A 21,296-nucleotide genomic window follows, 5' to 3' on the forward strand; every position below is an offset into this window, starting at 1 on the left:
TGAAAGGAGAGTTATATGAAACTAACATATTTCTTAATATCTTCAATTGTTCTGTTGGGAACATTGAATTCTTGTTCTGATGTCCTGGATGTAGCTCCTGATGGAACGCTCACTATGGAGGAAATATATGCAGACCCGGATAAAGTAGGTGCTTTGTTGAATGCTTGTTATAATAATATTCCTCAAAAGGGATATGCTTATTGGTTTTTTGATCCTTTAGTGACAGCTTGTAGTGATGAAGGGTGGTCTTCGGAAGAAGTACAGGGAACAAGTATTCAATCAATGTATAATGCGAATGAATCAGCGTCTTCCCATCCGATAAGAGATATGCACGATGGACATGGTGCAGCTAATAATGCTTATTGGTCCAGATATTGGCAACAAATACGTTTGTGCAACCAGTTTTTGGAAAATATAGGGACTGCGGCTGTAAATAGTGAAGCAGAACGTGCCCGTTTTACCGCAGAGGCACACGTTATGCGTGCTTTTTTCTATTCAGAGTTGGTTAAATGGTTTGGCAAAGTTCCTATTGTGGATAAAACCATAGCGTTTGATGCTGATTTTTCTACATTGAAACGAGAAGCCGTGTATGATGTTGCCCGATTTATAGCAGAAGACTGTGATGCCGGTCTCAATTGTGCGGAACTACCCTGGCGTATTACAACGGAAGATGAAGCAATGCGGGCAACTAAAGCATTAGCTTGGGCTGTTAAATCTAAAATGATGTTGTTTGCAGCCAGCCCTTTGTTTAATGCAGGAGAAGATCATTGGGAAGAAGCATATCAGATGAATAAACAGGCTGTAGAGGAATTGAAAAAGAATGGGTATGCATTATTTACCACATGTACTAATCCTTCGACATTTGGAACATATGACGCTGCTGCTTTTCATCAGTTGGTTTGTCAAAATGCAGACTATTCAGCAGAACCACGTGATAAAGAAACAATTTGGCAACATCGTGCCGGAGGTGTTTTCGTATGGCATGTCGGTTATATAGGAAGTTCTATGGATGGTACTTATAAATGTGGAACATGTCCTACTCAGGAGCTGGTTGATGCTTTCGAAACAATAGATGGGCAGCCTATACTGGATTTGGCTAAACCTTATTTGGACGAAAAGCATATGCAACCGAATTATAATCCAGATAATAAAATATATGATCCTAAAAATCCGTATGAAAATCGTGATCCGCGTTTGACAGCAACAGTTTTATGTAATGGTGATTCTTTAATCTGGAATAATGGAGAAGTATTTACTGTTGAAACTTATGTGAATGGCCGACATGGAATGAGTTTGGATCCGTCTGACAGAGCTCATAGTCGTACTGGTTATTATCATAGGAAATTAGTTACTCCCCAGGCTTCAAATACAAATCAAATAAATAATTCAAACTGGAAATTTTTCCGGTTAGGAGAAATTATTCTGAATTATGCGGAAGCTGCAGCAGAATCAGGGCATTTGGCAGAAGCCAAAGCTGCCGTGGATGAGATAAGGGCTCGTGTAAATATGCCTGCGTTGCCAGCCGGTTTGTCGAAAGATGAAATGATTTTACGTGTTCATAATGAACGACGCGTTGAATTAGCTTGGGAAGAGGTTCGGTATTTTGATTTACGTCGTTGGCAGAAGCCTGAAGGTAATTTGAATGCTACATGCCAGTGGTTGACAGGAATGAGAATTACAAAAAATAATGATGGCTCGTTCAATTATCAACGATATAATATATCTACAAATCCACGTGGTGGATATCAGAATAGAGATTTATTATTGCCATTACCATTGGACGAAGTGTCCCGTTTGGAGTCAACAACGGGAGTCTCCTGGCAAAATCAGGGATGGTAATATTCTGTATAACTTGAAAAGAATCTAAATTATGAGCTACATAAAAAATAAAATATCCATATTGGCTATTTGTGCTTGCTTGAGTTCTCCGGGAATATTAGGTTGGGCACAAGATCCTTCTATTCAATTAAAAGGGTTCGTCATTGATGAGTTTGGAAAGCCGATTTCTGGGGCTCTTTTGAAGTCGGAAAACGGAAAATGCGAATATCTGACAAAAGTTGATGGTGCGTATGAAATTGATATAAAGGATGGAAGCCAATATATTACAGTTTCATATATCGGTTATGATGATAAAAAAGTATCTGTCGTAAATCACGAAGGATTGGAATCTATTCAGTTGTCATATGATGCTGAAAAAATGGATGAGGTCATAGATTTGGGATATATGTCGTTACCTAAAAGGGCGGTAACCGGAGCTGTTTCCAGAGTTTTAGGTTCAGATTTGGATAAGTCTCCTGAATCAAATCTGACAAAAACTTTTGCAGGTCGGTTTACGGGGTTGACGACGATAGAAACAAATGCTGAATTATCCCGTGGAGCATTGAGTTCTTCGTCAACAGGGGTAACACAATTGGTCAGAGGGCTTTCTACCATTAATGGACGGGAACCGCTAGTGATTGTGGATGGAATTATTTGTCCTAATACGAATTATACATATATTACTCCTAAAGAAATAGAGTCGGTAACTATATTGAAGGATGCTGCTACAACGGCTATTTATGGCATTCAGGGAGCCAATGGGGTAATTTCGATTAAGACTAAGCAGGGACACATTGGAAAAACAAAAGTAGAGGTGAATTTTGACCAGTCATTCCAGCAAATGACAAAAGAACCTTTATTTGTTAATTCATCCGATTATGTTACAATGAGAAATCAGGCAGGCTATAATGATGGTCTGGGGGGGTATTCCCAGTTTTCTAAGACGGATACCGAGTTGTTCCAAGCTGGAGGTAATGAATTATATCCGAATAATAACTGGTATAAAATGTTTATACGTCCTTTGACTTTAATGTCCAGAGTAGGTGTAAATGTAAAAGGTGGAACTGAGAGAGTTCGTTATTTTTCTAATGTGAATTATATGCACCAGCAATTGCCGTTTAAAACAGCTAATGAAAGTGGTTCGAAGTATGATCCGACTCCTAAAAATAGCTGGTTTAATTTCCGTTCGAATATTGATGTGAAAATAAATGATTATTTAAGTGGTTTCATGCGGTTGTCCGGTAATATTAAAACAGAAAAGACTGCAGGTTATGGTAATGAGACTATTTATAACCATATATTTAATCTGCCACCCACGATGTATGGTCCATTAACTCCGTCAGGAGACGGTCTAAGTAACGGTAATCAAGTTGTAACACATGATAATGAGAAAACTCCTGTCTACGGGATGCTGAACCGTTCTGGTTATATTCAGGCTCTTGTTGCCAATATAAACGCTCAAGCTGGTTTGACTTTGGATATGAGTTTTCTTACTAAAGGTCTTTCTGTAAGTGGGACAATGGCTTATCAAACTAATTCTGTGAATCAAACAACTACAACTCAGAATTTTGAACGTTATGTCCGTTCAAAAGACTTGTCAAAGTTGGATTTTTCATTATTAGGTTCAGACAACAATACTCCTCTTTCTTACGGAAAAAGCTCTACATTTTATTACAATTTGAATCTTTATGCAAATGTGGATTATAAACGTAGGTTTGATGATCATAGTATTAGCGCCATGGGGTATATTTTTTATTTGCAACAAGAGAAAGAGGTCTCTTCTGGTTCCGGTATGTTGCCATATAAACGTGAAAGTTTAGGATTTACAGCAACGTATGGTTATAAAGACCGTTATTTTGTAAAAGCGGATTTGGGATATTCCGGTTCTGAACAGTTCCACCCAGATAACCGTTATATTGCTACTCCGGCTATTTCCGGTGCCTGGGTTGTTTCGGATGAAGCTTTTTTGGAGAATTGGACTTGGTTAAGTAATTTGAAATTAAGAGCCTCGTATGGTATTACAGCAAATGATCAGCTGGGTGGGGAACGATTTTTATATCTGGATTATATTGATGTAAGTGGTAATGAAGGATTAAAAGGTAATCCGGATTTGATGGCGGAGAAGATGAAAAAGCAAAATTATGGTTTTGATCTGGGGCTGTTCAATGAATTGACCATCTCTTTTGACTGGTATAAATTTTTGTGCGATAATATGCTGGTAAGTAGTGCCGGTTTAGTTCCGGAATATCAAGGAACTGTACTTTCCAACTATCCAAAAACGAATACGGGTAAAATGGAAAATCATGGTTTTGAAATTGAAGCAATGTATGACAAAAAGATTAATGAAGATTGGTCTTTTTATGTAGGCGGCGCTTTCAGTTATAATAAAAACAAGGTTATTAATATTAATGAATCTCCTTATTCAAATGAGTATGCTTATCCGTACCGTACAGAGGGATTTAGTTATGGGCAACAGTGGGGATATTTGATTGATTACAGCAATGGCAATGGCATGTTTAATTTTCAGGAAGAACTTGAAAAGAGCGGTTTGAGTTATGCTTTCGGAACTCCTCGTGTCGGTGATTTTATCTATCAGGATTTAAACGGTGATAAAATAATAGATGAAAAAGATAAAGCTCCGATTTTAAACACTTCTATACCGCAGCAGTACTATAGTTTCTCCGGAGGTTTTAAATATAAGGGTTTTGAAGTTAATCTTTTATTTCAAGGCGTTGGTAAATATTCAAAAACAATAAGTGGTGTAGGTGCATATGAATCGGAATATCAGGGTGTATTTACAGACCTTCATTTAAAAGCATGGACTCCTGAACGTTGGAATAATGGAGAAGAAATAACTTATCCGGCTTTATCGTTGAAAGCATCTATCAACCATCAGCCAAACAGTTTCTTTATTATGGATGCATCTTATTTACGCTTAAAGAACGCGGAGGTTGCTTATACATTACCATTGAATACTTCAAAGAAGGTTTTTGCAGAAAAAATCCGTTTTTCTTTAAGTGGACAGAATTTGTTTACAATCGATAATATGCGTTCAAAACATATAGATCCGGAAATAGCTAACATGGGTACTTTCCAACCATATAGAGTGTATAATATTGGAGTGAGCTTAACATTTTAAATATAGATATTATGAAGAATCTGATAAATATATTAGTTGTTACTTTTACATTGTGTTGTTCTTCCTGTGCAGATTTGGATATAGCTTCCGATGGGCGTGTGTCGTTGAATGATATTTTTAATCGATATGAACGTACATCTGCTTATTACTCCAATTGCTTGGGATATATGCCTCAGGTTGGATTTACGTATGAAAATACGAATACTCCTTTGGCTTCTTTTTGTGATGAAGCCCATGATGCAAATGACAATCAGGACGGACCGGTATCCAAGTGGTATAAAGGATATACGACTCCTGAATATAATCCTTTAACAGCCAGTTATATGGATCCTTGGTCGCATTATTTTGAAGGTATTCGTCGTTGTAATACTTTTTTGCTTTGTATAAATGATCCGGAAATGGCCACTTATACTTTTAATGAAGTAGAAAAAAATGGTTGGATTGCCGAGGTTCGTGTTGCACGTGCGTTTTATTATTTACAATTGATAAAACGTTATGGGGGAGTTCCTCTAATAGAAACTCCTTACGAGACGAATCATGATTTCTCGACAGATAAACGTGCCTCTTTTGAGGAATGTGCAGATTTTATTATTTCAGAATGTGATAAGGCTTTGGCTACGGTAGAGTCCGAAGGACAATCAATTGGTTTTCGTTGGCAAATAAATGATAACGAAAGAGGAAAATTGACACGTGCTTTTGCTTGTGCTGTGAAATCTCAGACGGCTTTATATGCAGCAAGTCCTTTATGGAATGAGAACGGAAGCAGTAAATACACATGGGAGAAAACAACAGAAATTACCAAAGAGGCTTTAGATCTTTGTTTGCAACATGGTTTTGAGTTGTATAGTCAGGCTCCGGATCCTGCAATCGCTCAGAATGCATATGCCTATTATTTCATTACTCGTTCAGATCCAAGCCGTTCATGGGATAGGGAAACTATCTATGAAACGACCTCCTGGCGTTTAAATGTCTGGAAGTTTGCCGGGACTCCTATTACAAATGGTATGGAAAAAGCTGGAGCTGGACCTTCGCAGGAGTTGGTAGATAGTTATGAAATGATTGATGGTACTCAACCCATTTTAGGTTATTCGGATGCAGAGCATTTGCGGCCGATATTAAATACGGCATCTTCTTATGATCCGAAAAATCCGTATGCGAATCGTGATCCTCGTTTCTATGCGTCGGTTTATTATAATGGGGCTATTCGATATTTAGATCAACCTAATGGAGATGTTGTAGGAACATATGTGGGTGGAAATTGTGGTATCTCTGATAAGGTGACGGATATCCGTTATACTCGTACGGGATATTATATGCGTAAATTCAATAATTTCAAATCCGGAATCGGGCAGGATGCAGATGGGTTTATGCGTATTTTTCGTTTGGCTGAATTATATTTGAATTTTGCAGAGGCTGCTTATCAGGCTGTAGGTCCGGATGGACAAGTGGTATCCAAAGTAGGGGCAGAGGCGTTATCAGCCAGAGATGCTGTTAATAAAATCAGGGTTCGTGCCGGTATACCGGCATTATCGTCAGGCATGTCGAAAGATTCTTTTGAAAAACGTTATAGAAATGAACGTCGTGTAGAATTAGCTTTCGAAGAACATCGTTTCTTTGATGTTCGTCGTTGGAAAATTTTAAATGAAACAGATGATTTTGTGACAGGTATGAAAATTGTAAAAGAGGAGGATGGTACTTTCACATACAATCGAATCAAACTTGCATCGCGTGGGACAAATTCAGAGAAATATTTGCTCTACCCGATTAAACAGACAGAAGTAGCCAAGATGTTGAAACATACGGGTGCTAACTGGCAGAATCCGGGATGGTAATTGAAGATATAATTAAAAAAAAGTATACAATGAAGAAATATATTCTATTAGTAATGTTCATCTCGCTTTTTATTTATGCATGCGACAATGATGACAATAATAAGGGCCATATAGATCCTGTCAGCAATGTGGAGTGTATACCTTTTATTGGTTCCGTCACATTGAATTGGATGAATCCAACAGATGCCAATTATTATTATACATTGATTTCCTATAGAAATTCCCAAGGAGAAAATGTGAATAAAAAGGTTAGTAAATATAGTGCTGATGCTAATAACAACGTATCGGTTGTTGTTGGAGGATTTACAGATACGGAAGAACATGAGTTTGTTTTGACATCTTATGGATATGGTGGAGAATCCTCATCTTCTGTAACGGTGAAAGGTGTTCCTCAGGGTATAGAGGAGGCAAAAGATTATGTAATCGAAACCGTTGAAATGGAACCGGCAAGTGGTGGTGCAAAGATTTTCTGGACAAATGAGACATTTGTGGGAGTTGACCTGATAGCTTCATATCTGGATAAAAATAATGTGAAACAGGAAGTTACTATTGATGCAACTCAAACAGGGGTATATGTTGTTACCGGTTTTATCGCTGAAACAAAATTGACGGTTTATGCAGTGAATCAAGCGGATGGTGGAAAGTCTGTAGAAAAAGAGTATGTGATTACTCCGGTTATTGATCCGGATGATGTTGTTTATCCCGATGTGGAATATGTAACTTTCCAGGCTACAATTAATGATATGACATTGGTTGCTTCTAATCCGGAGAATTCAAATGAATATACGATTGTAACAACAGGAGGGGACCCTTATATTTATTCAAATGGCTTAGCTGCCGCAAAAAAAGGTTCTACCATGGTATTCCGATATAAGTCTACTAAAAGTGTTAAGTTACAAATATTCTGGTGTACTTCGTCTTCCGGACCATCTGAAGCTAATTCGACAACGATAGAGTTTCCGGCAGCAGAAGAATGGACAACATTTGAACAGGACTATACAGCCGGAATGGCTACTGTCGGCTGGGGTAATTCAGGTGATTATATGCGTTGTGATTTCGGTACAAATGCTGATGTTACAATAAATATCAGAAATATACGATTTAAATGATTTTTCGATAAATGATAGAGAGGGTGTATACAGGAGTTTCAAAAATTTATAGTATCACCCTCTTCTATGAGATATGGAGAAGTCTTTAAAATATATCATTATATGATATTTGCGTCTGATACGATTAAATAGGAAATGTATGAAGTCAAAGAGTCTTTGTTTATTATTGCTTTTCATTTTTCTTTTAGGGTTTACGAGATGTACTGATAACTGTGTCGGGAGTAAAGCGAAGGTGGTGGATTTGAAGTGTCGTGGTCTGGTAACCCCAGAAGGAATAGATGAAGCCGTTTTTAGTTGGAAAATCGAGTCAGAGGAGAATGGCTTTATTCAGTCTGCTTGGGAAATAGAGATTGCTTCTTCCCGAGAGGATTTGGAGGATGGTAATTATATTTGGAATTCAGGAAAGACTGTTTCAGAACAGCAAGTGAATGTACGTCCGGATATCGCAATACTAGAAAGAGGGCCACTCTATTGGTGGCGTTTGCGCATTTGGGATGGGAAAGGACAAGTAACGGCCTGGAGTGAACCTTCTTTTTTCTCTTTGGGGTTAAATACGTCTGATTGGAAAGCTAAGTGGATAACTTCTGTTTGGAAAAAAGATAGTCCGATGCCTTATTTTCGTAAAGTATTTGATACAGGGAAGGCAGAATCGAAACTACAAAGAGCTGTTGTCTATTTTTGTGGTTTAGGATGCGGTGATCTTTATTTGAATGGTGAACTTGTCGATAAAAAACGAATCCTTGACCCTGCACAAACGAATTATGAGCAGTATGCCCTGTATTCTACATTTGATATCACATCCGGGTTAGTGAAAGGTGAAAATTGTTTAGGTGTGATACTTGGTGAAGGTTGGTACGGGCAAAACAGTGTCTGGGGACCTTGGGCTAAATATGGCGATCCTCTTTTTAGATTACAAATGGAAATAACTTATGAGGATGGTTCTAAGGAAATGATTGTTTCAGATGAATCCTGGCTGTGGACTTCCGGACCTGTGTTAAAGGGTAATATATATGCTGGTGAGGTGTATGATGCTACAAAGGAAATTAAAGGTTGGTCAGAAGTTGGAACTCAACTGAATGGATGGAAAAATGCTGTAGTTGCAGAAGGTGTTATTCCGGTGAATTTGTTTCCTCAGGTTATGGAACCTATTCGTTTGAAGAATGAAATCAGAGCGATAAAGAAATGGAAGGATCCTTCCGGAAATTGGATATTTGACTTTGGGGGTAATATTGCCGGTGTACCACAAATAACGGTAGATCAGCCAAAAGGAACACATTTGAAAATGCGGATGGGAGAACTTCTTCGTGAGGATGGTTCAATCGAATATAATACAACCGGAGTCTTTGCTACAGGTGTTGTACAAACAGATGAATATATTTGTGCCGGAAACGGTCGGGAAGTCTGGAACCCTCGTTTTACCTACCATGGCTATCGCTATTTGGAACTTTCCGGTATGGCAGCGGAGCCTGAATTGGATTGGATAAAGACAATTGTTGTACATACGGATGTCAATAAGAGAGGTGAATTTGAATGTTCTGATGAACAAATTAATAAATTGCATGAGTTAGCGGTCAGGACAATGCTCAATAATACGCATGGTTTGCCGACGGATTGTCCTCACAGAGAACGATGTGGTTGGTTGGGAGATGCACATACCGTAGCTCCTTTTGAGAATTATAATTTTGACCTGAATAATTTTTGGATGAAATATATGGAAGATATCAGTTCGACTTCTTCCGCATTTGAGAAAAATACACTTCATCAAAAACTTTTTAATACAATATTTTATTTTGCAGATAAAGCGCCGGGAATCCCGTATATGATTTCTCCGGGAAAACGTCTTTGTGGAGTCGCTTCTCCGGATTGGGGGACGGCCGTAGTTCAATTACCCTGGTACACTTATTTATATTTCGGCAATGAAGAGCCTTTGCATAAATATTATCAGGAAATGAAACAATGGGTGGATCACGTGGAGAGTCTAACGCTTAATGATACGCTTTCAACCAAACATATTGTACCTTATGGATTGGGTGACTGGTGTCCGCCGGAAGGGAACAATGCGATTGATTGTCCTGTTGCTTTGAGTTCTACAGCTTTCCATTATCTTGATGCTTCGATTTTGGCTAAAACGGCTGCTATATTAGGAAAGAATGATGATGCCGGATATTACAGTGGTTTGAAGGATAAGATTGCAGCTGCTTTTGTTGCCGAATTTTACGATGAAGAAAGTACAACATTCGGTAGTCAGACTGCTGATGCAATGGCTCTTGATTTTGGACTGGTTCCTGCCGGAGATGAAAAAGCTGTTTCTGATGCGATTGTCAGGAATATGAAAGAAAAATATGATGGTTTTATGCATACGGGGATATTTGGTCTAGGGCGTATTGGACAAGCATTATCACGTTTTGGCAATAGTAAAATGGCATGGGATATGTTTACTAAAACAGGTGAGAATAGTTTTGCTTATATGTGGACGGATGCTGATGCTACATCTCTTTGGGAGATTCTTCCGGTAAATGGAAAGAGTAAGGAAAAGTGTTTGGCAGGATCTTCACTTAATCATCCCATGCAGGGCGGTTATGACACTTGGTTTTATGAAGATATAGCAGGCATACGACCGGATGTGTCAGGTCCGGGTTTTAAAGTTATACACTTTGAACCAACAATGACATCTTATCTTTCCTGGGCAAAAGCTTCGATAGAAACACCTTATGGGAGAACGGCAAGCGAATGGTCCCAAGAAGAAAATAGTCTGGTATGGATAATAACATTACCTCCTAATACATCAGGCATTGTAGCATTACCTGATAGTAAAAAGGTACATGTAAACAAACGTTCTTTTAATAAGGCTGATTATCCACTTATTGGAAGCGAGGAGGAAGTGTCTCTTTATAAATTTCCATCGGGAGTATACCAAATAGAAATTTATAAAGAATAAAGAAATATATAATTCGTTTTGAATCAGTTTTGTCTTATTTTTATAAACTCTGAATTTATAGATTATGAAACATGTTAATGGTCTTTGTATAAATCAATTATGGACTTTTGGACTGATAGGGATAATGGCCCTGTCGGGATGTGGAAATCAAAAGGATACCGTTCATTCGAATGTGAATATGCCTGATTCTTGTTGGGATACTTATTCTGATACCTGGGTGGCAACAGATGCTTTGGGACGGACTATGCCGACACAAGAAGAGGTCGGAAATGTCAAGAATGATAAGCGTCGTGTGGTTGGTATTTTTTATATCACGTGGCATTCGGATAATTTGGCTAATTTGAAGGCTCCTTATCGTGCTGATGTAAGTAAGGTGTTGGAAGAAGCTCCCGAAGCTCGTCTGGATGCTAATCATTCGGCATGGACAGAAGGTTCTTACCATTGGGGGGAACCTGAATTGGGATATTTCCTTAGTCGTGATGAATATGTGATTCGTAAAGATATGTCGATGCTGGCCGATGCCGGTGTGGATGTATTAGTTATGGATGTAACAAATGCAGTCCGTTATTGGGATGAGTGGGAAACTCTGTTTACAACGATGCAAAAAATGAAAGCAGAAGGTAACAAAGTCCCTCAATTTTGTTTTTGGGCTTTCAACGGACCTGTGATTTCTGTTGTACAAGATTTATATGATAAAGTATATAAAGAAAACAAATATAAGGATTTATGGTTCTACTGGGGAGATAAACCTTTACTGTTGTATAACGGAAAACCGACAATGGATGCTAATGGCGGAGGTGTGAAGAACCCGAATCCTCATTATGATCCCAAAGCATTGACTGACCCTTCACATCCTCACTATAATGATCCGGATTACATAAACGAGTTTTATACGGATTATACCCAGGATGTGAAAGATTTTTTCACGCTCAGAACCATGTGGTGGGGATACTATGAGTGGGCTGGTGAACGTTTTGTCGGAACAGAAGGAAACTGGAGTTTTGGCTACGATTTGGGTGACGAACGAGTATGTAAAATGTCACCGTCGGATTTGGTTGCAACTTATCGAGGAGAAAATGAACAAGCTGCAGTTACTCCGGCTCAACATCCTATTTCCATAATTGGAAAATCCTGGACTCGTGATAAAAAGGAACCGAAGTTGAATGACCATGATATGCCTGAACCGACTTATGTCTCCTGGCTAGGGAAAACAGTAAATGATCCTACAGCATACGGTATCTATTTTCAGGATCGCTGGGATGAAGCATTGAAAAACGATCCTCAGTTTCTGTATTTGAATGACTGGAATGAATGGACTGCTGGAAAATATAACTCAGGGAAAGCTCCCGGGTCTGAATTACCCGGACCGACAGAGTTTTTGGGACGTAAAAATCCGTTTTATTTTGTAGATCAGTATAATGCAGAATTTAATCGTACAATCCAACCTATGAAAGGTGGCTATACGGATAACTATTATATGCAGATGGCACAGAATATTCGTCGTTATAAAGGAGTTCGTCCCATACCACAGAGTAGTGGATACCAGAAAATCCGAATAGACGGGACATTTAAGGAATGGGATAAAGTCAAGGTTGAATATCGGGATACCAAAGGAGATGTAACTCATCGTGACCATAAAGGATATGGCGGAAATCATTATGTAAATAATTCTGGTAGAAATGATATTGTTTTATCGAAAGTTGCAGTAGATAAGGATAACATATTCTTTTATGTGGAAGCGATGGATAAATTGTCCCCATTTTCTGATCCGAACTGGATGTTATTACTTATCGATGCGGATAATAATGCTTCGACCGGCTGGTACGGTTATGATTTTATAGTAAATAAAAAGGTTGTTGATGCGCAGTCGACAGAATTGATGAGGTATGATGAACAAGCCGGAGAGTGGAAGAAAGTAAATACATTGTCATATCGGGTGAATGGAAATCAATTGGAATTATCAATACCTCGTGCAGATTTAGGATTAATTGGTGATTCATTTGTCTTTGATTTTAAATGGACTGATAATCCTGCTAATTTGAAAGATCCTATATCATTGTGTGTAGATGGTGATGCGGCTCCTAACCGAAGATTTAATTATCGCTATATCTGGAATAAATAAAATCGCGCTATAGAAAGCATCTGTTTATAATATGAAATAACCTTAACAACTAATGTCTGTTAAAACGTTGGCTGTTAAGGTTACTTTCTTTTCTATTTGTTTTTGTTCAGCCCGGCCCGGATGCGGCTGAGTGACTGGGGAGTTACACCGATATATCCGGCTATCTCTTTCAAAGGAACGCTATTAAACAACTCCGGCATCTTTTTGATGAAAGCCAGGTAACGCTTTTCCGCCTTCGGGCTGGATATATCGACCAGAACATCATCTTCATTAACGAGTATATCCATCAGAAGACCTTGTATCCATTTCAGAAAAGCCGGCGAAGACTCCGACAGTTTTTGTATTGTGCTGTTTCTCATTTCGATGGCAATACTGTCACTCGACGAACAGATTGTGTAACGTGAAGGATGTCCGCGGAAATATCCCCAGGAAGAGAATATGGTCTCCCCGGGGATAGCAAACCAAAGGGTTTGCTGTTCGCCTTCTTCTTCGATGTAGGCTCTCCATACACCTTTGTCCAGAAAATAGATGGAATCGTCCGTCTTGCCTTCCCCTATGACAATACTACCTTTGGGGAAATGCAGGATACGGAGTGTCTGCCGGAGCAATGTCATTTCCGTATCGCTTAGGTTACACCGGTTGTCTATTTCTTCAATTAATTTATCCATTCCTACGTACTTTATCTACAATTAATAAAATGACGATAACAACTGTCGTGGTAATATCCCCTGCCGCTACTGCCAGCCATATACCATTGACATCCAGTAGTAAAGGTAATGTGAAAAAGAATACGACAGGCAATATTCCCCGTAAAACTGTCAGTGATATCGCACGCCGTAACCGTTCGATACTGGTATAATAACCGATTATAATGATGTTGATACCGAAAAACAGGTAATCGGTAGCAAACAGCGGTAAGCCGGCTACTGCATATCCCCATGCCGCACTGGCTGTATCGGGAATGAAAAGAGTAACGATGCTCCGGGTAAAACATATAAACAGGAGCATGATACTGAATGCGAATACCAAAGTGAAAAGCATGGATAAACGTAAAGCGTTATCCGAACGTTTCATCTGGCCGCATCCGTAGTTATAGCTGATAATCGGCTGTGCGGACTGTACGGTTGCGTTGAAAACCATGAATATGATTGGGAACAGGTAGCAAATGACACTGTAAGCCGCTACGCCGTCGGCTCCCATATAATCCATAAAAACATAGTTGCCGGAAATAATCATAACGGATATCGTTATCTCACTAAGGAATACGGAAAAGCCGAGCTTAATCATATAACCTACATTTCGGAGCGTCAACAGCAGACTCTTGACACTCAGTTTCAACCACACGAACCGTATGGCTATCGAATGCCGGAACAGATAGACAATCATAATGGCGGCACCAACAAACTCACCTATATCTGTTGCAATCGCTGCCCCGAACAATCCCCATTTGAAAACAAAAATAAACAAATAGTCGAGAATAATATTCACAACGGTAGCAGCCAGCATCGCCCACATGGATATCTTGGGATTCGTCAGCCGGATAAAAAACGGAAGGGCAACCACCAGTACCGTAAATGGCAGGCTGATGGAAAACCAGAATAAATATTCAACCACCATATCCATCAGATATTCATCGGAGCCGAAAAGGGTGGCTATCTTATGCGGAAATATCGTTAGCAACAACGTCATAACGAGGCTGATGAATACCAATGCGATGACCGACTGGGTAAAATTAATATTTGCAACTTTCTTTTTACCCTGCGACAAGTTGATGGAAGTGAGTATCCCGCCTCCCATGCCGAACATCAATCCGACTCCGGTAATAATCATAAAAATAGGGGCGGAGATATTGACTGCTGCCATTGCATCACTTCCAATCCCGTTCCCGACGAAAATACCGTCTACAACGGTAAATAGTGCCGATGCGGCCATTCCCATAATGGTAGGAACCAGTAATTTGGTAAATAGTTTTCCTACGCTCATGCTTTTGAAATCAAGGCTATCCCTCTGCATATCAATTGGTTTTTAATAATAACGCCCGCAAAGGTAGGCCTTTAACCTCCGGATGAACTTACCAATTGGTAATAAATGAAAATAGATAAAATATTATATTGTAGATTGAAAAATATTCGTTTTTAAATGTGTGCTTGCTTCTGAATATCTACTGGTGATGATAATCAATTTCAAACCAGTGAAAGTGTTTTTTATTAAGGTATATTTCCTCTATAAATAAACAAACGTGAGTTCGAAATAAGTACCATAACCTTCCTCAGAATAACAGTCAAGCCATGTTTAATAACATGTATGTGTAAAAATATAACAAAAAGTTTGTATTAAAGAAAAATAAACCTGTCCTTTGACGAAAAGATTTTAACTATGAAAAACACAAAGAGATAACATTGCCACAGTCTTGACTATGAAATGTATGATCTTTGGGAGGGAGTCTGTATAAGGGTCCCTTTTTTCTTATTATTTTCTGTGTAATAAAAGTTACACTAACCTTATTTCGAACTCCCGTTAAAATAAGATCACTTTGTAGCTGTCCCTACATTTTGTCTATGTAGAGAGTGATAAATAATTTCCTCTTCGAGCTTGTTTGTCTCAGACGCAATTCCTTGCCAGAGCGTGCCTGTATACCAGTTTGCAAAAACGGGGTTTACTCCACCACAAATATAAGGGTCTTGGAACGCTCATTAAGAAGCAACCATTAATTCACCAATGGCATATAAGGTTGCTTTTTAGCTAATAAATTCCAAATAACAACGAGTAGCTTTCGAGCATTTGCCATTAAAGCCTTGTTGTGATTCATTCTCTTTTTCAAGGTATGATATCTGCTATAAAATTTAGATGTTTGAGTCCTGCAGGCTCCCCATGCACATTGTGTAAGCATAACACGTAAATACTTGTTTCCATGTAAAGTCTTTCTTCCTTTGATCTTTCCTGCACTTTGATCATTTCGCGGTCTTAATCCAGCCCAGCCAACTAAAGCTGATGCTGTTAGAAAGGCTTTCATGTCAACACCGATTTCTGCTATGATTCTCATAGCGCTTTCCTCTTTTATCCCAGGAGCTGTTTGAAGGATTTCCAGTTCCTCGGCATAATGTCCCTCGCAAATTATTCGCATTTTCTCTTTACACTCAAGAAGCTGACGATCATAAAGTTCCACTTCTTCCAAACTCATTTTAAGCATGTCTCTGTCTGATGAAGATACAATACCAGTCAAAGACGACTTAATAACCTCATGACAATGTTTATTACGAATACGCTTGTGAACCAACAGAGCTAATACTTCAGAATCAGTTTCACCACAGATTAATGCATTGACCACCTTACGCATGGATTTACAACCAATATCAGAAACATAATTACTCAAACGAATATTGCAACGTTGCAACGTTAGATCGATAGCAGATTCAGCTTGCTGTTTGCGACGAGTCAAATGGAAGATACGACGACTGTACTGACGTAATTCCTGTATTTTTGAATCAGGAATATAACTTCCCTTAATTAGCTCTTTCTGAAGAACAGTCGCAATCCATTGGGCATCTTTAATATCAGTTTTACGACCAGGGAGTTGACGGATGAAATAAGGGTTAACCAATTTAACATCAAAATCGCATTCCAAAATGCGCCAAATAGGAACCCAATAAATACTGGTGCTTTCCATTGCAAAGTTACTACAAAAAAGTGAAATGCGGAAAGATATAGTGATAGAATTGAGTTACAAGGGTTTCAGTCGGGTTTCCGATTATTCGTGAAGCCATCGCAATCACCGCTGAAGCCAAATCAGGACGCCGCTACGTTACTTGTCCGTAACCATGCCCGAAAGGGCGACAAACGGACACGGATAGCGAAACAAGGCGTTAAAGATTAGTGAGTTACTGACAACCCACGCAATAAATCCGGTTACGAAAAAAGATTGCGCCGTTCCTCCCCGTTTTGCGTACCGACACCGGACTCTTCACCAACTAATTTTGAACCTAAAAAAATTAAGGACGATGAAGAGTACATTTTCAGTAATCTACTACCTCAAACGTCAGGTAGTGAAAAAGGACGGGACAGTACCCGTCATGGGACGCATCACGGTGGACGGCAGCCAGACGCAGTTCAGTTGTAAACTGACCGTCGATCCCAAGCTGTGGGACACCAAAGGGGGACGTGTCACGGGCAGAAGCTCGGCGGCACTCGAAACGAACCGCATGCTCGACAAGATGCGTGTGCGCATCAACAAACATTATCAGGAAATCATGGAGCGTGACAATTTCGTCACGGCGGAGAAGGTCAAGAACGCCTTTCTCGGACTGGAACACCGCTACCACACGCTGATGCAGGTGTTCCGCCAGCACAACGAGGACTACGAGAAACAGGTGGATGCTGGCATGAAAGCCAAAGGCACGCTCTTGAAGTACAAGACCGTTTACAAGCACCTGCAAGAGTTCCTCACCATCCGCTACCGCGTGAAGGACATCGCGCTGAAAGAGCTTACGTCCGCTTTCATCTCCGACTTCGAAATGTTCCTTCGCACGGACAAGCACTGCTGCACCAACACCGTGTGGCTGTATGTCTGCCCCTTGCGGACGATGGTGTTCATCGCCATCAACAACGAGTGGCTCACACGCGACCCGTTCCGCGAGTATGAAATCAAGAAGGAGGAAACGACACGCAGTTTCCTGACGAAAGAGGAAATCCGGCTGCTGATGGATGGCAGGCTGAAAAACGCCAAGCAGGAGCTTTACCGCGACCTCTACCTGTTCTGCGCCTTCACGGGCTTGTCGTTCGCCGACATGCGCAACCTGACGGAAGAGAACATCCATACCTACTTCGACGAACACGAGTGGATAAACATCAACCGCCAGAAGACGGGCGTGGTATCCAATATCCGCCTGCTCGACATCGCAAAGCGCATCATCGACAAATACCGGGGGCTGTGCGGGAACGGCAGGATTTTCCCCGTTCCCCACTACAACACGTGCCTTGCCGGAATCCGTTCCGTCGCCAAGCGTTGCGGCATCACCAAGCACATCACGTGGCATCAGAGCCGCCACACGGCAGCCACGACGGTGTTCCTCTCCAACGGCGTACCCATCGAAACGGTGAGTTCCATGCTGGGACACAAGAGCATAAAGACTACACAGATATACGCGAAAATCACCAAAGAGAAGCTCAACCAAGACATGGAGAATCTTGCCGCAAGGTTGAACGGCATCGAGGAATTTGCAGGTTGCACCATCTAAAACAGAGAAGCCATGAAACGTGATATAATTATCATAGAGGACAACACGGTCAGCGTAACCGGTAACGAGATATGGATGACCGCCACAGAAATCGCCGGACTGTTCCACACGGGCGTCCCGGCAGTGAACGCCGCCATCAGAGCCGTCCGCAAGCCGGACGTGCTGAACGACTACGAGGTGTGCCGCTACATGCGGCTTGAAAACGGGCTTTCAGCCGACGTGTATTCGCTGGAAATCATCATCCCTGTCGCCTTTCGGCTGAACACCTACCACGCCCATCTTTTCCGCCGCTGGCTGATGGACAAGGCACTCGCAAAAGACAAGCATATCGCCTACATGGTATTCGTACATAGCGGAAAAGGCGGTTACTGCTGAAAAGACGATGACAATCAATTAAAAACGGACAACCATCAAGCTGTCCGTTTTAACTTTAAGATAGTCAATTTGGAATATACGAATTATTTGTTAAAGAATATGAGGTATCAAAATTGAGATGGCTTATATAACATCTCATACTTTAATGAGCCACAATCAATGTACATATCAAATTCCGCAATTCCTTTTTCTTGTGCTATATAATGCAATATTTTCTTGTTGATATTTGAAATTCTCTCTCCATAATAGATTGCTTTAGGAACAATTTTCAGGCTTGTTGCACGAGAATGTGTGGCAGGTTGTTTCTCGGAATGAATAATACGCCATTCATTTTCATATTCCCACTGTGTGGATTTGTGAATAGCCATTTTCAAATGTGATAGTGAATCTATATTTTTAACATCCAGCCCCAAACTCTTTGCTATATACCATTGAATAAAGCTATTTGCATCAAAACGGTCGTTATCATATATAACAGGCAAAATACAACAATTCATTTCTCCTTGTTCTAATAAGAACCTTAAATCATATTCCAATGCAAACCCTTCATGATTTTGGGCATAGTGGCTCCACATTATAACAGAATCTATGTTTTCGCTTAAACATGCTATCGTAGATACGATCTTTAATGTATCCCCCATTTTTAATAGGATTTCTTTCAATATGTTTTCCATTGCAGCACTAAAAAGAGCTAATCTCAATGGATTTATACCATTACATGATATTACCTGTTTTTTAAAACCTGCCAAATTGTTTTTTCCGAAAAATTGGATTACACTTGGAGGAAAATCAAAATCTTTATTTTCAAGTATCTGTTTGAATTGTTCAAGAAATTCTTCTGTACAACAGGCTCTCATTTGCTCTTGAATATTATCCAAACTATAATAAACAAGAGTGTCATAGGGGTCATTAAACTTATCAGCAGTAACAGCATAAACCAAATCCTTATCAAAAGCATCAAGGTTTAATGTTGAACAACTCCTATATCTATACAGTTTTTGCGGCAACATTGACATCAATGCTGCACTTATTGGATAGATTCGAGATTTTATGTCCTCTTGCTCTATTCCTTCAGGAATTATTGTGGATTCTAACAATTTTGCAAATTCACTCCGAAGCATAATGGTATTTCATTTTTAACTACAAAGGTACGCATTTTATTCCGGAATGCCAGAACATTATTCCAGCGGCTTGCGGTAGTTCACCTCTAACAGCTCACGCAACCCGGATTCGGGGTAAAGCACCTTCCCTCCCAAAAGGATAAAGGGCAGCACCCTGTTGTTGCGGTACTCCTGCAAGGTGCGGCGGCTGACACGGAGCAAGTCCGCCACCTCCCTGTCCGTCAGGTAACGTTCCCCGTCCAGCGGCGGACGGTAACTTTCCAAAAATGCGGAGAGCCATTTAGAGCCTTTGCGCATATTCTGCACCACTGTGGCAAGCGGCTCGTCCTCCAGTGTAAAAACATCGTTGTTCTCGTTCATCATAACTTTGGATTCAGTGGGTGAATAATAAGATTATCTGCCGCCGGGATAGAGCGTACCGATAAGCGGAATCAGTCTCCTGACTTCTTCCGGCTTGTAATAGAACCTGCGGTTTATCTGCGAGTAGCCGATAAGCCGCTTGTCGCGTAACGTCTGCAACGTGCGCGGGCTGATTCTCAACTGCCCGCAGACCTCCTCGCCCGTGAGCCATCTTTCCTGCCGCCCGCCGTCGCTCCTGCGCCTCAGGGCGGCTACCTTCTCCGCGAGGGCGTTGAAGGACGCCACCATCATCTCGAAGGTCTTTTTCTCGATAGATACTATTTCCATAAGCAAAACATTTCAGAGTTTGCCGCAAAGGTAACGAAGCCGCTATGAACATGCACCGTTTCCCGCTAAAAGGCAGCTTGTTGCGCCGTCTGTCCGGGTAACGGAGCCATTATCCGTAAAAATCTTACGTGAGCCACGTAGTGAGCTGTTAAAGCCCCTTTGGTTTATTGCTGAATTTTGCCGCAGAAACCAAAAGAAAGGACTGAATATGAAAGTGATAACGATGGAAAGTTCCGTCTTCACCGCATTGACGGAACAGATAGCCGAGATAGCGGCACACGTGCGTGCCGTTTCCGGCGGGAGGAAGGAAGAATCCCCCGACAGGCTGCTCACCACTCGCGAGGCGGCGCACCTGCTGAACGTGAGTTGCCGCACCCTCCAGCGCATGCGCAGCGAACAGCGCATCGCCTATGTCGTGCTGCGCGGCAAGTGCCGCTACCGGCAGTCGGAGATAGACCGCCTGCTCGAAGACAGTACCGTCACGGGAGATGCCGCGACACCGGAACAGATGAAACGCAACCACACGCTGCGCACGGGCGGCAAACCCAAAGGAAGGAGGACATAGGACATGGAACTGCTTACCCGCAACAATTTTGAGAACTGGATGCAGAAGGTGATGGAACGGCTCGACCGTCAGGACGAGATGCTGCTCTCCATGCAGCCGTCCGGCAAAGCCCCGAACCCGATGGACGGGATCAGGCTTTTCGACAACCAAGACCTGTGCATGCTGCTCCAGATCAGCAAGCGCACCCTGCAACGCTACCGCAGCATCGGCGCGCTGCCCTACAAGACACTCGGCAAAAAGACCTATTACAGCGAGGCGGACGTGCTGACGTTCCTCTCCGAACATGTAAAGGACTTCCGCAAGGAAGATATAGCCTTCTACAAGGCTCGTATCCATAATTTCTTTCAAAAATAACC

Annotated in this window: 16 protein-coding genes; 10 read left to right on the forward strand and 6 right to left on the reverse strand. The window is 40.9% G+C overall.

What is annotated here, in order from left to right:
* Positions 1-15 precede the first annotated feature (15 nt).
* From HMPREF1535_RS24875 to HMPREF1535_RS24900, 6 genes are all read left to right on the forward strand, one after another.
* A complete protein-coding gene (locus HMPREF1535_RS24875; protein ID WP_007654073.1) occupies positions 16-1,839 on the forward strand; it encodes a RagB/SusD family nutrient uptake outer membrane protein in 1,824 nt (607 codons plus the stop codon).
* A gap of 31 nt (positions 1,840-1,870) precedes the next feature.
* Positions 1,871-4,957, forward strand: coding sequence for a SusC/RagA family TonB-linked outer membrane protein (locus tag HMPREF1535_RS24880; RefSeq protein ID WP_046147958.1), 3,087 nt, complete (start codon positions 1,871-1,873; stop codon positions 4,955-4,957).
* 11 nt (positions 4,958-4,968) lie between these two features.
* A complete protein-coding gene (locus tag HMPREF1535_RS24885; RefSeq protein WP_046147959.1) occupies positions 4,969-6,789 on the forward strand; it encodes a RagB/SusD family nutrient uptake outer membrane protein in 1,821 nt (606 codons plus the stop codon).
* Between the two features lie 29 nt (positions 6,790-6,818).
* Entirely contained in the window at positions 6,819-7,898 is a 1,080-nt protein-coding gene (locus tag HMPREF1535_RS24890) for a DUF4959 domain-containing protein (protein WP_007654064.1), read from the forward strand.
* Between the two features lie 139 nt (positions 7,899-8,037).
* The gene (locus HMPREF1535_RS24895; protein ID WP_046147961.1) at positions 8,038-10,836 is read left to right on the forward strand and encodes an alpha-L-rhamnosidase; all 2,799 of its coding nucleotides are present in this window, start codon (positions 8,038-8,040) and stop codon (positions 10,834-10,836) included.
* Between the two features lie 64 nt (positions 10,837-10,900).
* The gene (locus tag HMPREF1535_RS24900) at positions 10,901-12,958 is read left to right on the forward strand and encodes a glycoside hydrolase family 71/99 protein (protein ID WP_046147962.1); all 2,058 of its coding nucleotides are present in this window, start codon (positions 10,901-10,903) and stop codon (positions 12,956-12,958) included.
* Positions 12,959-13,050: 92 nt separating this feature from the next.
* Here HMPREF1535_RS24900 and HMPREF1535_RS24905 read toward each other — a convergent pair whose 3' ends face one another.
* From HMPREF1535_RS24905 to HMPREF1535_RS24915, 3 genes are all read right to left on the reverse strand, one after another.
* Complete coding sequence (locus HMPREF1535_RS24905) at positions 13,051-13,626, reverse strand: Crp/Fnr family transcriptional regulator (RefSeq protein ID WP_007654061.1); 576 nt, start codon at positions 13,624-13,626, stop codon at positions 13,051-13,053.
* Complete coding sequence (locus HMPREF1535_RS24910; protein ID WP_082207588.1) at positions 13,619-14,971, reverse strand: MATE family efflux transporter; 1,353 nt, start codon at positions 14,969-14,971, stop codon at positions 13,619-13,621. Before HMPREF1535_RS24910 ends, HMPREF1535_RS24905 begins: the two co-directional genes overlap by 8 nt.
* A 694-nt stretch (positions 14,972-15,665) precedes the next feature.
* Positions 15,666-16,625 carry an IS110 family RNA-guided transposase gene (locus HMPREF1535_RS24915; protein WP_046147964.1) on the reverse strand — a complete coding sequence of 320 codons (960 nt, stop codon included), beginning with the start codon at positions 16,623-16,625 and terminating at the stop codon, positions 15,666-15,668.
* A 331-nt stretch (positions 16,626-16,956) separates the two neighbouring features.
* Here HMPREF1535_RS24915 and HMPREF1535_RS24920 point away from each other — a divergent pair, with 331 nt between their 5' ends.
* Positions 16,957-18,192 carry a site-specific integrase gene (locus tag HMPREF1535_RS24920; protein ID WP_046147965.1) on the forward strand — a complete coding sequence of 412 codons (1,236 nt, stop codon included), beginning with the start codon at positions 16,957-16,959 and terminating at the stop codon, positions 18,190-18,192.
* Between the two features lie 12 nt (positions 18,193-18,204).
* Positions 18,205-18,567 (forward strand): virulence RhuM family protein, encoded by a 363-nt coding sequence (locus HMPREF1535_RS24925; protein WP_009016622.1) that lies wholly within the window; start codon positions 18,205-18,207, stop codon positions 18,565-18,567.
* Between the two features lie 107 nt (positions 18,568-18,674).
* On the opposite strand, the gene HMPREF1535_RS24930 is transcribed toward HMPREF1535_RS24925, so the two are convergent.
* The 3 genes from HMPREF1535_RS24930 to HMPREF1535_RS25610 are packed head-to-tail and all read right to left on the reverse strand — an operon-like array spanning position 18,675 to position 20,375.
* A complete protein-coding gene (locus tag HMPREF1535_RS24930) occupies positions 18,675-19,688 on the reverse strand; it encodes a DUF2971 domain-containing protein (protein WP_046147966.1) in 1,014 nt (337 codons plus the stop codon).
* 57 nt (positions 19,689-19,745) lie between these two features.
* Complete coding sequence (locus HMPREF1535_RS24935; RefSeq protein WP_008151629.1) at positions 19,746-20,051, reverse strand: helix-turn-helix domain-containing protein; 306 nt, start codon at positions 20,049-20,051, stop codon at positions 19,746-19,748.
* Between the two features lie 30 nt (positions 20,052-20,081).
* Complete coding sequence (locus HMPREF1535_RS25610; RefSeq protein WP_082207589.1) at positions 20,082-20,375, reverse strand: helix-turn-helix domain-containing protein; 294 nt, start codon at positions 20,373-20,375, stop codon at positions 20,082-20,084.
* 208 nt (positions 20,376-20,583) lie between these two features.
* Here HMPREF1535_RS25610 and HMPREF1535_RS24945 point away from each other — a divergent pair, with 208 nt between their 5' ends.
* The gene (locus tag HMPREF1535_RS24945) at positions 20,584-20,940 is read left to right on the forward strand and encodes a helix-turn-helix domain-containing protein (protein ID WP_046147967.1); all 357 of its coding nucleotides are present in this window, start codon (positions 20,584-20,586) and stop codon (positions 20,938-20,940) included.
* Between the two features lie 3 nt (positions 20,941-20,943).
* Entirely contained in the window at positions 20,944-21,294 is a 351-nt protein-coding gene (locus HMPREF1535_RS24950) for a helix-turn-helix domain-containing protein (RefSeq protein ID WP_009016627.1), read from the forward strand.
* The last annotated feature ends 2 nt before the right edge of the window (positions 21,295-21,296 follow it).

The organism is Parabacteroides goldsteinii DSM 19448 = WAL 12034, assembly GCF_000969835.1.
Lineage (GTDB): Bacteria > Bacteroidota > Bacteroidia > Bacteroidales > Tannerellaceae > Parabacteroides > Parabacteroides goldsteinii.